The following is a 14,711-nucleotide window of genomic DNA, read 5'->3' as shown; positions in this document are numbered from 1 at the left end:
CTTCGCCGCGCCGGGACCGGACACGGAAAGAAGGACGACGATGTCAGTGCTCGCCAAGTTCCGAGGCCCCGAGACCTCGATCGACGACCAGATCGAGAGCTTCGCCACCGACCGGGTACCCGCGGGCAAACGATGGCCGATCCCGGCGATCAGCGTGGTCCTGCTCGGGAACGCGACCGCGATGTTCTTCTTCTCGTTCGGCGCGCAGCAGGCGTTCCTGGTCGGCTGGCCGACGATGCTCGCGCCGATCGGCTACTTCTTCGTCGGCGCCATCGTGATCGGGATGCTCACCATGCGGATGGCCAGCCGGGAGGGCCTGTCCCAGGGCCTGATCTCCCGCGGTCTCGGCTTCGGCGCCCGGGGCGCCGCGGTGACGTCGTTCATCTACGCGGTGAACTTCATCTTCTACTTCCTCTACGAGGGCACGATCGTCTCGCACGCCATCGCGCGGTACTTCGGCATCCCGGTCAGCTCGTTCGGCGGCACCATCATCTTCGCGTCGCTCGGCCTGATCACCCTGGCGCTGGTGTGGCGCGGGATGAACGCCATGTCCTTCCTGCAGTCCTGGGGCTTCCCGATCTTCGTGGTCCTGCTGGCGGTGGCGCTGATCAAGCTCCAGTCGACGCCGGGCGCCGAGCCGGTCGGACCGTCCGGCTGGGCCGCGACCGCCGCCACCGGGGGCAGCGGCCTGCTCGCCGCCTTCAGCCTCGCCAACGGGCAGATGATCTTCCAGGGGCTGATGGCCACCGACTACGGCCGGTTCGCCGCGAAGCACATCCGCTACCGGGGCACCGCCTCGATCATGGTGCTCGAGCTGGTCCCGATGTTCGCGATCATCTTCCTCGGCGCCTACCTGGGGTCGTCCCTGGTCGGTTCGCTCGGCCGGGAGGCGGCGATGGACCCCGGACTGATGTTCGTCGACATCATGGGGCTGCTCGGCGTGGTGTTCGTGGTGATCACCCAGATCCGGATCAACGTGATGAACCTCTACGGCGGCTCGATCACCCTGGCCTCCGGCTTCGACGTGATCGCGCACTTCCGGCCGGGCCGCCCGTGGTGGATGTTCCTGGTCTGGGCCTTCGGCGTGGTGTTCTACGCGTTCAACGTGATCAACCACCTCGGCACGTTCCTCCAGGTCGCCGGGGTGCTCACCAACACCTGGGTCCTGATCATCCTGGCCGACTACTTCGTGTGCCGGCGGTGGCTGGGGCTGGGCCGGACCGAGCAGATCGAGTTCCGCGAGGACGAGGTGCGGGCCTGGAACCCCTGCGGGCTGCTGTCACTGGGCACGGCCGTGGTGGTCGGCGGGGTGTGCATCGTGATCGGCGGGGACACCGCGAACCTGGCCTCGTTCGTCGCGATGTTCCTCGGTCCGGTCCTGCACGTGATCCTGACCCGGGCGACCGGCGGTCGCTACTACTCCCCCGACCCCGACCGGTCCGTCACCGCGGAGGCACGATGACCACCACCCGTCCCTGGAGCTGCGACACCTTCCTGGTCGCGGGCGACCGCACCCCCGACGGCGTGACCCTGTTCGGCAAGAACAGCGACCGTCCCGCCGGCGAGACCCAGCCGCTGCGCCACCACGCCGCCCGGCGCGGTTCCGGTCCGGTGCAGCTCGCCTATCTCGAGATCCCGGACGTCGAGCACACCCACGCCCACCTCGGCGCCTCCCCGTGGTGGTGCTGGGGGCACGAGATCGGCGTCAACGAACAGGGTGTGGCGATCGGCAACGAGGCGCTCTTCACCCGGCCGCTGGCCGACGCCGTCTCCGCCCACCGGGACGGCCGGCCGCAGCAGCCGGGCATCCTCGGGATGGAGCTGCTCCGGCTCGGGCTGGAGCGCGCGGCCACGGCGGAGCAGGCACTGGAGGTGATGACCTCGCTGCTGGAGGAGTACGGGCAGTGGGGCACCGGCGTCGGCGGACAGCCCCCCGAGGAGGGGGCGTACGACAACGCCTACGTGATCGCGGACGCGTCCGGGGGCTGGGTGCTGGAGACCGCGGGCCGGCACTGGGCGGCGCGCCGGGTCGACTCGGGCACCTGCTCCCTGTCCAACCAGCCGACCATCCGCGCCGACGCGGACCGCACCAGCGCCGGCCTGCTGGCGGCGGCCGTGGACGCGGGCTGGTGGTCGGCGGCAGCCGGGCCGGAGCTGGACTTCGCCCGGGCCGTCACCGACCCGCGCACCCCGCTGCAGGCCTCCGTGGTGCGACTGCAGCGCTCGCGGCAGTTGCTGGCCGAGGGTCCGGTCGACCCCCGCCGCGCGATGGGCGTGCTGCGCGACCACTACGAGGGCACCTTCCTGGACGGCCCGTTCTTCACCGCCGCGCTCCCGGACCTGCTCACCCTGTGCATGCACGAGCACCCGGCGGGCTTCACCTGGGGCAACACCGCGAGCTCCCTGGTGTGCACCCTGCCCGACCAGGACGACCTGGCCACCGCGTGGTGGGCCGCGGGGACGCCGTGCACCGGCGTGTACGTCCCGGTCTGGGTGGCGGCGGGCCGGGTGCCGACCGGCATGGACCGCGGCGGCAGCCGGACCGGCCCCGTCCGCCCCCCGGAGTCGGCGCAACCCGACCGCTTCGACCGGTCGTCGTACTGGTGGCGGTTCCTCCACCTGCTGGAGGTGGCCAAGGACGGTGAGCTGGCCTGGCGGTTCACCGAGCGGCAGCCCGTGATCCGCGCGGCCTTCGACCGGTTGGAGGAGCAGTGGCTCGAGCAGGCCCCCGGGATCCGTCGCCGGGCGCTCTCGCTCCGGGACCACGACGACCGGGCCGCGGTCCTCGCCGACTTCAGTCAGCGCTGCGCGGACGAGGCCGTCGAGGTGCTGGAGCGCCTGTTGGCCGGGTTCGACGCCGATCCCGCGACGATCGCGGAGCGGTGGGCGGTCTGACCACGGCCGCATGTGGCAGGCCCCCGTCGCATCTGCGGCGGGGGCCTGCCGCGCGTCTGGGACTTCGGTCCTAGAACGAGTCCCCGCAGTCGGCGTTCGACCGGCGCGGATCGGGGTGGCCGCCCCTCAGAGGTGGGACGTTCGACCTACCCCATACCCCACCAACCCTCGGATTCACCCGTTCGGGGGATGCCCTCCGTGCACGTCGGGACCTTCGGCCCGCGTCCAGCCCGGTCCGATGCTGGACATTGGGAAAACCATCACAAAGATGGCACCGACGAACCGGAGAGCCGACACATGACCGCCACCACCGCACCCAGCGCCGCTGCCACCGCTGCCGCCGCGCCGGCCATCCGTACCCAGGAGGACGTGATCACCTCGGTTCCGGTTCGCCGGACCCTGGCCGTGCTGCGGTACGCCACTGGCTTCATCTTCCTCTGGGCCTTCCTGGACAAGACCTTCGGCCTGAACTTCTCGACCGCCTCCGACGCGGCCTGGATCCACGGCGGCAAGCCGTCGCAGGGCTTCCTGACCTTCGCCGCCACCGGCCCGCTGCAGGGCTTCTTCAACGGCATCGCGAGCCCGGCCTCCGACGTGCTGTTCATGCTCGGCATGCTGGCCATCGGCACCGCGGTCATGCTCGGCATCGGCACCCGCGTCGCCGCCGTCTCCGGCGTCCTGGTCATGGCGATGATGTGGCTGGCCGAGTGGCCGGTCGGCGCCAGCGGCACCGGCACCAACCCGTTCGTCGACTACCACGTCATCTACGGCATCGCGCTGGTCCTGTTCGCGCTCTCCTTCGCCGGTGAGACCTGGGGTCTCGGCAAGTGGTGGAGCCGCCTGCCGATCGTCCAGAAGAACCAGTGGCTGCGCTGATCACCAGCGACCACGCCCGCTGATCCCAGCGGAGCCCCCCACGAACGGAGGGCCGGCATCCCGCCCCGGGTGCCGGCCCTCCGTTCGTCGTCGTGCGCTCAGACGCCGCGCAACGCGCGGTACTCGTCGTCCAGCATCGACATGATGATCGCGTCGCACCAGCCCTCGCCGTCCCGGTAGGCGTCCCGCCGACGGCCCTCGCGCCGGAAGCCGATGTTCTCGTACAGCGAGTGCGCCCGGGCATTGATGCTCAGCACGTCCAGCTCGACCCGGTGCAACCCGACCCCGTCGAAGGCCAGCCCGAGCACCAGCTCGATCGCCTCGGTGCCGTACCCCCGGCCGCGATAGCCCGGTCGCATCACCAGCCGCATGCTCGCGCTGCTCAGCACGGTGTCGATGTCGTTCAGCACGATCTCGCCCAGGTAGTCGTCCGAGCCGTTGGCGGTGATCGCCAGATCGATCCGGTCCGGTTGGTCGGAGATGGTCGCGCACCAGCGGTCGATCTGCTGGCGGGTGAAGGTCGCGGTGGTGCCGGTGGTCCGCATCGCCTCCGGGTCGTTCACCATCTCCCACATCCCGGCGGCGTCGGCGGCCCGGATCGGCCGCAGTCGCACCATCTCGCCCTCGAGCGTGGGCTTGTCCATGACTCCTCCTGTCTCGCTGCCGGTGATGCTAGGCGGCGGATGTTTCGCGGACATGGCAACGGCGCGGGCGAAGGATCCGCCCGCGCCGTCGACCGAGTGTCTCAGCCCTGCACGCGCTCCAGGACGAGCTCGCGCACCCGGCCGGCGTCGGCCTGGCCGCGGGTCGCCTTCATCACCGAGCCGATGATCGCGCCGACCGGGCCGAGGTTGCCGGACCGGATCTTCTCCGCGATGTCCGGCTGCGCGGCCAGTGCGGCGTCGATCGCCTCCAGCAGCGGGCCGTCGTCGGACACGACCTCCAGGCCACGGGCCACCACGACCTGCTCCGGGTCGCCCTCCCCGGCCAGCACGCCCTCCAGCACCTGACGGGCGAGCTTGTCGTTGATCCGGCCCGCGTCGACCAGCTGCTGCAGCTGGCCGATCTGGACGGGCGTGATCGCCAGCTCGGCGAGCTCGACGTCCTGGGTCTTGGCCGTGCGGGCCAGCTCACCCATCCACCACTTGCGGGCGGCGGCCGGGCTGGACCCCGCGGCGACGGTGGACTCGATCAGCTCCACCGCGCCGGCGTTGATCACGTCGCGCATCTCCGGGTCGGAGTAGCCCCACTCGCCCTGCAGCCGGCGGCGGCGCTCGGCCGGCAGCTCGGGCAGCGCGGCACGGATCGCCTCGACCCACTCGCGGGACGGGGCGACCGGCACCAGGTCCGGCTCCGGGAAGTACCGGTAGTCCTCGGCGTCGGACTTGATCCGGCCCGCCGTGGTGATGCCGGTGTCCTCGTGCCAGTGCCGGGTCTCCTGGGTCACGGCGCGGCCCTCGTCCAGCACGGCGGCCTGCCGGCCGATCTCGTACCGCACGGCACGCTCCACCGACCGGAACGAGTTCACGTTCTTGGTCTCGGTGCGGGTGCCCAGCGGGGACTCGGGGGTCGGACGCAACGAGACGTTGACGTCGGCACGGACGTTGCCGCGCTCCATCCGCGCCTCGGAGACCTCCAGCGCGCGGAAGATGTCCCGCAGCGTCTGGACGTAGGCCCGGGCCACCTCCGGCGCACGCTCCCCCGCACCGGTGATCGGCCGGGTCACGATCTCCACCAGCGGGATGCCCGCGCGGTTGTAGTCCACCAGCGAGTGGTCGGCGCCCTGGATCCGCCCGGTCGAGCCACCCACGTGGGTGTTCTTGCCGGCGTCCTCCTCCATGTGCGCGCGCTCGATGTCCACCCGGAACACCGTGCCGTCCTCCAGCTCGACGTCGATCCACCCGTCGAAGGCGATCGGCTCGTCGTACTGCGAGGTCTGGAAGTTCTTCGGCACGTCCGGGTAGAAGTAGTTCTTCCGGGCGAAGCGGCAGGTCTCGGCGATCCGGCAGTTCAGCGCGAGACCGATCCGGATCGCGTACTCCACCGCGGTGCCGTTGACCACCGGCAGCGCGCCGGGCAGCCCGAGCGAGACCGGGGTGACCGCGGTGTTCGGCTCGGCGCCGAAGGTCTGCGGGGCGGCGTCGAACATCTTGGTGCGGGTGCCGAGCTCCACGTGCACCTCGATGCCGATCACCGGGTCGAAGCGGCTGACCGCCTCGTCGTAGTCGACCAGCTCGACGCTCACTTGCCCACCTCCAGGTCAGGGGCCTGGGTCAGCAGCGGACCGCCCCAGGACTTCTCCAGCAGCGCCTCGAGGGCGGCGCCCACCCGGTACAGCCGGTCGTCGGCCTTGGCCGGTGCCAGCACCTGGAACCCGGCGGGCAGACCGTCGTCGGACAGACCGCTCGGCAGCGACAGCCCGGGGATGCCGGCCAGGTTCGCCGGGATCGTGGCCACGTCGTTCAGGTACATCGCCAGCGGGTCGTCGAGCTTCTCGCCGAGCTTGAAGGCGGTGGTCGGCGTGGTCGGCGACACCAGGACGTCGGCGGCGGCGAACGCGTCCGCGAAGTCCCGCTGGATCAGGGTGCGGACCTTCTGCGCGCTGCCGTAGTACGCGTCGTAGTACCCGGCGCTCAGCGCGTAGGTGCCCAGGATGACCCGGCGCTTGACCTCGTCGCCGAATCCGGCCCCGCGGGTGGCGGCCATCACCCGCTCGGCGGTGACCGGTCCCTCGGAGGGCTCGACCCGCAGGCCGAAGCGCATGCCGTCGAACTTGGCCAGGTTGCTGGACGCCTCGGACGGCATGATCAGGTAGTACGCGCCGAGCGCGAACTCGAAGTGCGGGCAGGAGACCTCGACGATCTCGGCGCCCGCCGACCGCAACAGCTCCAGCGACTCGTGGAACCGGGCCAGCACGCCGGGCTGGTATCCCTCGCCCTGCAGCTCGGTGATCACGCCGACGCGCAGGCCGGTCAGGTCACCGGCGGCACCCTGGCGGGCGGCCGCGACCAGACCAGGCAGCGGCTCCGGGATCGACGTGGAGTCGCGCGGGTCGTGCCCGCCGATCAGCTCGTGCAGCAGCGCGGCGTCCAGCACGGTCCGGGTGACCGGGCCGGCCTGGTCCAGGCTGGAGGCCATCGCGATCAGGCCGTAGCGGGAGACCGAGCCGTAGGTGGGCTTCACGCCGACCGTCCCGGTGACCGCGGCGGGCTGACGGATCGAGCCGCCGGTGTCGGTGCCGATCGCCAGCGGAGCCTCGTAGGCGGCGACCGCGGCGGCGGAGCCACCACCGGAACCGCCGGGGATCCGGTCCAGGTCCCACGGGTTGTGCGTGTCGCCGTAGGCGGAGTGCTCGGTGCTGGACCCCATGGCGAACTCGTCCATGTTGGTCTTGCCCAGGATCGGCAGCCCCGCGGCCTTGATCCGTTCGACCAGGGTGGCGTCGTACGGCGGCACCCAGCCCTCGAGGATCTTCGACCCCGCGGTGGTGGGCAGGCCCCGGGTGACGACGACGTCCTTGACCGCGATCGGCACGCCGGCGAGCGAGTGCAGCTCGTCCCCGGCGGCACGGCGGCGGTCGACGTCGGCGGCGGTGGCCAGTGCCTCGTCCGCCGCGACGTGCAGGTAGGCGTGGACGGCGGGCTCGACGGCGGCCATCCGGTCCAGGTGGGCCCGGGTGGCCTCGACGCTGGAGACCTCGCCGGCGGTGAGCCGGCCGGCCAGGTCCGCGGCGCTCAGACGGGTCAGGTCGGTCATCTCACTCCTCCCCGAGGATCTGCGGCACGAGGAACTTGCCGTCCTCGGTGGCGGGGGCACCGGCCAGGGCGTCCGCCTGGGACAGCGGCTGCTCGGGCACGTCGTCGCGGAAGACGTTCGTCATCGGCAGCGGGTGGCTGGTGGCCGGGACGTCGGGGGTGGCGACTTCGGAGACCCGGGCGACCGAGTCGACGATCACCTGGAGCTCGCCGACCAGACGGTCGACCTCCTCCGGCGACAGGTCGATCCGCGCCAGGCCCGCGACGCGCGCGACCTCGTCACGAGAAAGAGAGGACATGCGTCGAGTCTAGTGGTGCGCCCGCGCGGGGCGGGATCAGACCCGCGCGGCCGAGACCAGCGCGAGCACCGCGTCCGCGTAGGCGTCGGCGGCCTGGTCGGCGGCGAACGCCCGCTCGGGCTGACCGGGCAGCTCCACCACCACCAGGTAGCGGCCGTCCAGGGACCGGGCGAGCGACCGGAAGGTGCCGCCGAGCAGCTCGCGCAGCTGGTCCTCGCGGGGCAGCCACACCGCGTCGTCCTGGGTGACCGAGTCCAGCGCCCACTCGGTGGTGCCGTTGAAGCCGAGCACGGTGCCGGTCGGGTAGTCGTGCGCCTCGATGGTCATCTCGCTGATCGTGAAGACCTCACCGGCCAACGCGGGCTGCCGGATCGCGAACCGGTCACCCGAGGTCGGGGCCCAGCGCAGCCCGGTGGCCTGCAGCAGCTCCGCACGGTCCAGGGAGAGCAGGCCGGTGAGCGGGGAGGTCGTCATCGCCTCAGCGTGCACCGCCCGGTACCTCAGCACCACCTCAGCACCCGGCGGGCCGCCGGCACGGACCGACCGACCGATCCCGGCGCCGCCCCCTCAGCACCAGGGTGGAACGTGCCGGAAGGACCGGCACCGGAGGGAGCACCGTCATGGACACGATCTGGGGACCGGCGCCCGACGCCGAGGTCCGCTACCGCCAGCAGCAGGTCCGGGACGCCGCGCACGACGCGGGGCTGTTCTGGCGCTGGCACCACCGCCGCCGCCGGTGAGCGCCGGGACACCGGTGCGGGTGTCGGCGGCTGCTGCGACCATCGACCCCATGAGCTGGTCGACGGCGCAGGTGCCGTTCATCGCACGGGAGCCGGAGGTGGAGGCGCTGCTGGCCGCGGTCGCCCGGGCGGCCCACGGCGAGCCGGGCCTGGTGCTGCTCGGCGCCGACGCCGGGGTGGGCAAGACCCGGCTGCTCGACCACGTCGGCCATCGGGTGGCCGACCGCGCGACCGTGATCACCGGCCAGTGCGTCGACCTGGGCGAGATCGGACTGCCGTACCTGCCGTTCGTGGAGGTGCTGCGACGGGTGACCGAGGACGGCGGACCGGAGATCGATGCGGTGGTCGCGGAGCGTCCAGCCCTGCGCCGGCTGCTGCCCGGCGGCTCCGGGCCGGAGGAACCCGCCGAGCGGCTGCAGCTGTTCGACGGCGTGGCGGCGCTGTTGGCCGCCGCGGGCCGACCGGGCGCACCGCTGGTGGTGGTGCTGGAGGACCTGCACTGGGCGGACGCCTCCAGCCGCGACCTGCTGCGCTTCCTGGTCGCCCGGTTGCGCACCGAGCCGGTGCTGCTGATCGGCTCGTTCCGGGCGGACGACCTGCACCGGCGCCACCCGCTGCGACCCGTGCTGGCCGAGCTGGGTCGTCATCCGCGGGTGCAGCGGCTCGACCTGGCGCCGTTCAGCACCGAGGAGCTGCGCGCGTTCACCACCGCGCTGACCGGTGCGCCGCTGCCCGCGGACGTGCTGCGCCGGATCGAGCGCCGCTCGGAGGGCAATGCGTACTTCGCCGAGGAGCTGACCGAGGCGCGCGGAACCGGTGCCGATCTGCCCGACACGCTGGCCGACGTGCTGCGGGCCCGCTTCGAACAGCTGGGACCGGCGGCGCAACGCCTGGTACGGGCCGCGTCCGCCGCAGGCCGCCGGGTCACCGAGCCGCTGCTGCGCGCCGTGGTCGCGGACCCGGGGATGGACGATGCGCTCCGCGACGCCGTCGCGCACCACGTCCTGGTCGGCGAGCAGGGCTGGATCGCCTTCCGACACGCGCTGCTGGCCGAGGCGGTCTACGCCGACCTGCTGCCGGGAGAGCAGGTCGCCCTGCACCGGGCGTACCTGACCGCCGCCGCCACGGAGCCCGCGGTCGCCACCGCCGCCGAACGCGCCCACCACGCACTGCTCGCCCACGACGACCGCGCCGCGATCCTGGCTGCTCGGCAGGCGGCGGCCGAGGCGGCCCGGCTGCTCGCCCCGGACGAGGAGCTGCGCCATCTGGAGACCGTGCTGCGTCTGTGGCCCGCGGTGCCCTCCGCCGCCGAGGACCTGGGCACCGACCGTGCCGACCTGCTGCTCACCGCGGCGGCCGCGGGTGGCCGTGCCGGACTGGGCAAGCGGGCGACCGCGCTGGCCCGGGAGGCGGTGGAGACGATGACCGGCGGTCCGGCCCGGATCGCCGCGGCGCACACCGCGCTGGCCCGGCACCTGCTGGCCGTCGAGCGGGTGCACGAGGCGCTGGCCGAGGCCACCCGCGCGGAGGACACCCTGGCCGGGCTGGCGGACGCGGGCACCGAACGGGCCTGGGCGCTGGCCACCCGCGCCCGCGCCGCGCTGAACGCCGATCTGGACGAGCTGGCCGAGACCGTCGCCACCGCGGCCGCCGCCGAGGCCCGGGCCGCCCGGGCCGCCGACGCGGAGGCCGACGCGCTGATCTCGCTCGCGGTGCTGGTGGTGGACGACCCGGAGCGCGCCGCCGGCCTGCTCGGCTCGGCGCTGGAACGCGCCCGGGACTCCGGCGACCGGGGCACCGAGCTGCGCTGCGCGTACAACCTGGCCGCCAATCGGTTCTACGCCGGGCGGCTGGCCGAGGCCGATGCGGTGGTGGCCGAGGGGCTCGCGTCCGCCGTGCGCGCCGGACTCACCTGGAGCCCCTACGGCGTCGAGCTGCGGTTGTTCGCCGAGATCGTGCGCTACACCCGCGGCGACCTCTCCCCCGGCGACGCCGCGCTGACCGGTCCGACCCCGGCCACCGCGGCGCTGGACGGGGTGCGGCTCTACGCCGCAGTGGCACGCGGCGACGCCGATGTCGCGGACCGTGCGCTCGCGCTGCTGCACGGACCGCACGAGGACACCATGATCACTTTGATCGCGGGCGGCTGTGCGGTGGACGCCCTGACCTGGGCCGGTCGGCCCGAGCAGGCCGTCGCCCTGGCGCGTGAGCTGATCGAGGAGATCGGCCGCGCGTGGACCGACTCGTTCCTGGGCGGCATCTGGTTGTCCGCGTTGGCGATCGCCGCCCTGGCGGACCTGGCCGCCACCGACCGGTTGGCCGGACGCGACCCCGCGCCCCGCCGCGCGCTGGGCACCGCGCTGCTCACCCGCGCGGTGCTGACCGCCGAGCGCGGCCGGCCACGCGGAGGCCCGCTCGGACCCGAGGGCCGGGCCTGGCTCGCCCGGGCGCACGCCGAGCACGCCCGACTCGCCGGCGACCTGGACCCGGCCCCCTGGGCGCGTGCCACGGCGGAGTTCGGCTACGGCTACCGGTACGAGGACGCGCGCACCCGGTGGCGGTGGGCGGAGGCGTCGCTCGCCGCCGGGGACCGGGAGTCCGCTCGCGAGCAGGCGGCCGCGGCCTGGACGACCAGCCGGGAGATCGGCGCCGGGCCGTTGACCACGGCCGTCGCGGATCTCGCTCGGCGTGGGCGGCTCGACCTGCCCGGGCTGCCCCGTCCGGAGGCCGACGTGTTGACCGCGCGCGAGTCCCAGGTGCTGGCGCTGGCGGCGGAGGGGTTGAGCAACCGGCAGATCGGCGAGCGGATGTACATCAGCGCGAAGACGGTGTCGGTGCACATGTCGCGGGTGCTGGACAAGCTCGGCGCCTCCGGGCGGGCCGAGGCGGTGTCCATCGGGCACCGGCGCGGCATGATCGCGGACCGGTTCGAGGGAGATCCTCAGCGTTCCCGGTAGACGTACCGTTCCGCCGCCGAGAACCCCAGGTCGCGGTACAGCGCCGCGGCGGGCGCGTTGTGCACCTCGACCTGGAGGAACGCCCGCGTCGCACCCTGCGCGGCAGCGGCGCGCAGCCCGGCCAGGGTCAGGGCGCGCCCGATCCCCCGACGGCGCGCGGCGGTGCTGACCGCGAGGCAGGACAGTCCTGCCCAGTCGCCCGCGCGGCCCACCCGCAGCACGCCGAGGGCGGCACCGTCCACGGACCGGGCGGTGAGGTAGCGCGCCGGGCTCCCGGTCAGCAGGCCCGTCGCGAGGTCACGATCCGCCGGGGCGGAGGAGGACTTGACGCCGAGCCAGCCGTCCAGCCACGCCGGGTCGGGAGCCTCCCGCTCGGTGAGGGCGGGCGCGTCCGGCGCGGGGAGGTCGGCGGTGCCGAGGTCGCGCACCCACACCTCCGTGACCGATCCCTCGGCGTAGCCGCGCTCGGCCAACCGCCGGTCGAGTCCGGCGGGTGCCGCCGTGCAGATCCGGAACACCGTCCGCTGCCCGGTCGCGGCGTACCGCGCCTCGATCCGGGTCAGGTCGTCGTCGCTCAGCGGGGCGCCGGCGATCGCGGGCACGGCGCTGTTGGCGCGCCGGGTCAGTCCGCCGGTGAAACCGAGCAACCAGTCGCCGACCCGCTCGGTGCGGGCGGGCAGCCAGGTGGCACGCTCGACGGCCAGGCCGGGTGCGGTCGTCGGGTCCGCGGTCACGCGCCCTCGTCCGTGGCGTCCGTGGCGTCCGTGGCGTCATTCTCGGCGTCCGGCAGCTCGGGCAACGCCTCGGGCCCCCCGTCGAGCAGCGCCACGAAGCCGTCCTCGTCCAGGATCCGCAGTCCGAGGTCGCGCGCCTTGGCCTCCTTCGTGCCCGCGTTCTCCCCCACCACGACGTAGTCGGTCTTCTTGGACACCGAGCCGGCCGCCTTGCCGCCGTGCGACAGGATCGCCTCCTTGGCCTGGTCTCGGCTGAACCCGGCCAGGCTGCCGGTGACGACGACGGTCAGCCCGGACAGGGTGAGCGGCACCGACTCGTCACGCTCGTCCCGCATCAGCACCCCGGCCCGACGCCAGCGGTCGACGATCTCGGTGTGCCAGTCCGCGGTGAACCAGTCCCGGATCGACTCCGCGATGGTCGGTCCGACACCCTCGACCTCGCTCAGCCGGGCCACGGCGTCGTCCTCGGCCAGTGCGGCGCGCAGCGCGTCCATCGAGCCGAACTCCTGCGCCAGCGCGCGGGCCGCGGTCGGACCGACGTTGCGGATGCTCAACGCGACCAGCACCCGCCACAGCGGCTTGGTCTTGGCCAGGTCGAGCTCGTCCAGCAGCTTCACGGCCTGCTCGGACGGCTCGAAGTCCGGCAGCACGCGGCCTTCCGACTCGGCCTCGGCGAGCTGCTTCTTCGTCCACTTCAGGCTGCGGCGGAACGGCGCCCGTCGCCGGACCACGCCGTCCTCGTCCGCCTTGGGCTCACCGGTCTCGGCGTCGCGGACGATCACCTCGACCTGCATCAGGGTCGCCAGGCTGGCCTCCCGGACCGCCCGGCGGTCCTCCGCCGAGGCGTCTGCCGGGTACAGCACCAGGTCGAACAGATCGGCCTCGTTCACCAGCGGCGGCTGCTCGGGCACCTCCGGCTGGGTCAGCGCGGCGGCGGTCACCTCGCCCAGCGCGTCGATGTCCAGCGCGCCGCGGGAGCCGATGTGCTCCACCCGGCCGCGGACCTGCGCGGGGCAGGTGCGGGGGTTCGGACAGCGCAGGTCGACCTCCCCCTCGCGCAGCGGGCGCAGCTCGGCACCGCATTCCGGGCAGTGGGTCGGCATCGTCCACGGGGTCCGCGGGTAGCCGTCCTCGGCGAGCGCGGCCACCGGGCCGACGATCTCCGGGATGACGTCCCCTGCCTTGCGGAGCACGACCATGTCGCCCGGCGTGACCCCCTTGGCGGCGACCACGTCCTTGTTGTGCAGCGTGGCCATCGACACCGTCGACCCCGCGACCCGCACCGGCTCCATCACGCCGTAGGGGGTCACCCGACCGGTGCGGCCGACATTGACCTCGATCGACAGCAGGCGGGTGTTCACCTCCTCCGGCGGGTACTTGTAGGCGATCGCCCATCGCGGCGCGCGGCTGGTGGCCCCGAGCCGCCGCTGCAGCGCGATCTCGTCCACCTTGACCACGATGCCGTCGATCTCGTGCTCGACGTCGTGCCGGTGCTCGCCGTAGTGGTCGATCATCTTCTGCACCCCGGACAGGCCGGGGACCACGTCGTAGTACGGGGAGGTCGGCACACCCCACGTCGCGAGCAGGCGGTAGACCTCGGACTGCCGGTCGACCCCGGCGTCCGGGGCACCGGCGGCCCAGCGCAGCGCACCGAACCCGTGCGCGTACATCCGCAGCGGCCGGGTCGCGGTGATCGACGGGTCCTTCTGCCGCAGCGACCCGGCGGCGGCGTTCCGGGGATTCGCGAACGGGTTCTTCCCGGCCGCGACCTGGGCGGCGTTCAGCTCCGTGAACTCGGCGACCGGGAAGAACACCTCACCGCGGATCTCGATCTGCTCCGGGTGGGTCGCCGGATCGCCGGCCAGCTCGTGCGGGATCACCCCGATGGTGCGGATGTTCGCGGTCACGTCCTCACCGGTGCGCCCGTCGCCCCGGGTCACCGCCCGGACCAGGCGTGCCGGACCGCCGTCGGTCCGCTCGTACACCAGGGCGATGGCGAGGCCGTCGATCTTCAGCTCGGTCAGGTAGTGCAGCCCGGCGTCCTCGGGCAGTTCCAGGTCGCGGTGCACCCGGAGCGCCCACACGGCGACCTCCTCGGCGGAGAACGCGTTGTCCAGCGACAGCATCCGCTCCAGGTGGTCGACCGAGGGGAAGCCGGTGCCGGCCGACCCGCCCACCGTGCGGGTCGGCGAGTCCGGGCCGCCGTAGCCGTACTCACGCTCCAGCGCCTCCAGCCGCAGCATCAACGTGTCGTAGGCGGCGTCGTCCACCACCGGGGCGTCCTGTCCGTAGTACGCCTCGCGGAGCGTGCGCACCTGATCCGCGAGCAGTTCCCAGCGAGCCGCCACCTCGTCGGCGGTCAGTCCGCGGTCGTCGGGATCCAGGTCACGGCGGGAGCCGGGCGTCGCAGTCACGCGGACATCATGCCGCGCACCGCCCACATCCACCGCCCGGG

The 14,711-nt window shown here is 73.3% G+C and carries 11 protein-coding genes; 4 read left to right on the top strand and 7 right to left on the bottom strand.

The window, feature by feature from the left end; genetic code table 11:
- Window positions 1–40: 40 nt before the first annotated feature.
- From OGL89_RS11230 to OGL89_RS11220, 3 genes are all read left to right on the top strand, one after another.
- A complete protein-coding gene (locus OGL89_RS11230) occupies window positions 41–1,462 on the top strand; it encodes a hypothetical protein (protein ID WP_263120189.1) in 1,422 nt (473 codons plus the stop codon).
- Window positions 1,459–2,895, top strand: coding sequence for a C69 family dipeptidase (locus OGL89_RS11225; protein ID WP_263120187.1), 1,437 nt, complete (start codon window positions 1,459–1,461; stop codon window positions 2,893–2,895). Before OGL89_RS11230 ends, OGL89_RS11225 begins: the two co-directional genes overlap by 4 nt.
- Before the next feature lie 297 nt (window positions 2,896–3,192).
- Window positions 3,193–3,771: a DoxX family protein gene (locus OGL89_RS11220; protein WP_263120186.1), complete on the top strand. Its 579-nt coding sequence runs from the start codon at window positions 3,193–3,195 to the stop codon at window positions 3,769–3,771.
- A 98-nt stretch (window positions 3,772–3,869) separates the two neighbouring features.
- On the opposite strand, the gene OGL89_RS11215 is transcribed toward OGL89_RS11220, so the two are convergent.
- The 5 genes from OGL89_RS11215 to OGL89_RS11195 all read right to left on the bottom strand — a co-directional run bounded on the left by OGL89_RS11215 (window position 3,870) and on the right by OGL89_RS11195 (window position 8,275).
- Window positions 3,870–4,415: a GNAT family protein gene (locus tag OGL89_RS11215; RefSeq protein ID WP_263120185.1), complete on the bottom strand. Its 546-nt coding sequence runs from the start codon at window positions 4,413–4,415 to the stop codon at window positions 3,870–3,872.
- A 101-nt stretch (window positions 4,416–4,516) separates the two neighbouring features.
- Entirely contained in the window at window positions 4,517–6,016 is a 1,500-nt protein-coding gene (gene gatB, locus OGL89_RS11210) for an Asp-tRNA(Asn)/Glu-tRNA(Gln) amidotransferase subunit GatB (RefSeq protein WP_263120184.1), read from the bottom strand.
- Entirely contained in the window at window positions 6,013–7,527 is a 1,515-nt protein-coding gene (gatA, locus tag OGL89_RS11205; RefSeq protein ID WP_263120183.1) for an Asp-tRNA(Asn)/Glu-tRNA(Gln) amidotransferase subunit GatA, read from the bottom strand. The genes gatB and gatA overlap by 4 nt, the downstream gene beginning before the upstream one ends.
- 1 nt (window position 7,528) lies before the next feature.
- The gene (gene gatC, locus OGL89_RS11200; protein WP_263120182.1) at window positions 7,529–7,825 is read right to left on the bottom strand and encodes an Asp-tRNA(Asn)/Glu-tRNA(Gln) amidotransferase subunit GatC; all 297 of its coding nucleotides are present in this window, start codon (window positions 7,823–7,825) and stop codon (window positions 7,529–7,531) included.
- A gap of 36 nt (window positions 7,826–7,861) precedes the next feature.
- Window positions 7,862–8,275, bottom strand: a complete 414-nt coding sequence (locus OGL89_RS11195; protein ID WP_263120194.1) for a pilus assembly protein CpaE — start codon at window positions 8,273–8,275, stop codon at window positions 7,862–7,864.
- 340 nt (window positions 8,276–8,615) lie between these two features.
- Here OGL89_RS11195 and OGL89_RS11190 point away from each other — a divergent pair, with 340 nt between their 5' ends.
- Entirely contained in the window at window positions 8,616–11,522 is a 2,907-nt protein-coding gene (locus OGL89_RS11190; RefSeq protein WP_263120181.1) for a helix-turn-helix transcriptional regulator, read from the top strand.
- Here the strand turns inward: OGL89_RS11190 and OGL89_RS11185 are convergent.
- Together OGL89_RS11185 and ligA are read right to left on the bottom strand one after the other, a co-directional pair.
- Window positions 11,507–12,256, bottom strand: coding sequence for a GNAT family N-acetyltransferase (locus OGL89_RS11185; RefSeq protein ID WP_263120180.1), 750 nt, complete (start codon window positions 12,254–12,256; stop codon window positions 11,507–11,509). The genes OGL89_RS11190 and OGL89_RS11185 overlap by 16 nt on opposite strands.
- Entirely contained in the window at window positions 12,253–14,604 is a 2,352-nt protein-coding gene (ligA, locus tag OGL89_RS11180; RefSeq protein ID WP_263120193.1) for an NAD-dependent DNA ligase LigA, read from the bottom strand. Before ligA ends, OGL89_RS11185 begins: the two co-directional genes overlap by 4 nt.
- Between the last annotated feature and the right edge of the window lie 107 nt (window positions 14,605–14,711).

It is taken from the genome of Cellulomonas sp. RIT-PI-Y (genome assembly GCF_025642745.1).
GTDB lineage: Bacteria > Actinomycetota > Actinomycetes > Actinomycetales > Cellulomonadaceae > Cellulomonas.
This window is presented reverse-complemented; position numbering and strand designations above follow the sequence as displayed.

Bases quoted from the DNA above. Each gene is read 5' to 3' on its own strand.
- OGL89_RS11220 (WP_263120186.1), top strand. From the start codon at position 3,193: ATGACCGCCACCACCGCACCCAGCGCCGCTGCCACCGCTGCCGCCGCG.
- OGL89_RS11230 (WP_263120189.1), top strand. From the start codon at position 41: ATGTCAGTGCTCGCCAAGTTCCGAGGCCCCGAGACCTCGATCGACGAC.
- gatC (WP_263120182.1), bottom strand. From the start codon at position 7,825: ATGTCCTCTCTTTCTCGTGACGAGGTCGCGCGCGTCGCGGGCCTGGCG.
- OGL89_RS11225 (WP_263120187.1), top strand. From the start codon at position 1,459: ATGACCACCACCCGTCCCTGGAGCTGCGACACCTTCCTGGTCGCGGGC.
- OGL89_RS11215 (WP_263120185.1), bottom strand. From the start codon at position 4,415: ATGGACAAGCCCACGCTCGAGGGCGAGATGGTGCGACTGCGGCCGATC.
- OGL89_RS11190 (WP_263120181.1), top strand. From the start codon at position 8,616: ATGAGCTGGTCGACGGCGCAGGTGCCGTTCATCGCACGGGAGCCGGAG.
- gatA (WP_263120183.1), bottom strand. From the start codon at position 7,527: ATGACCGACCTGACCCGTCTGAGCGCCGCGGACCTGGCCGGCCGGCTC.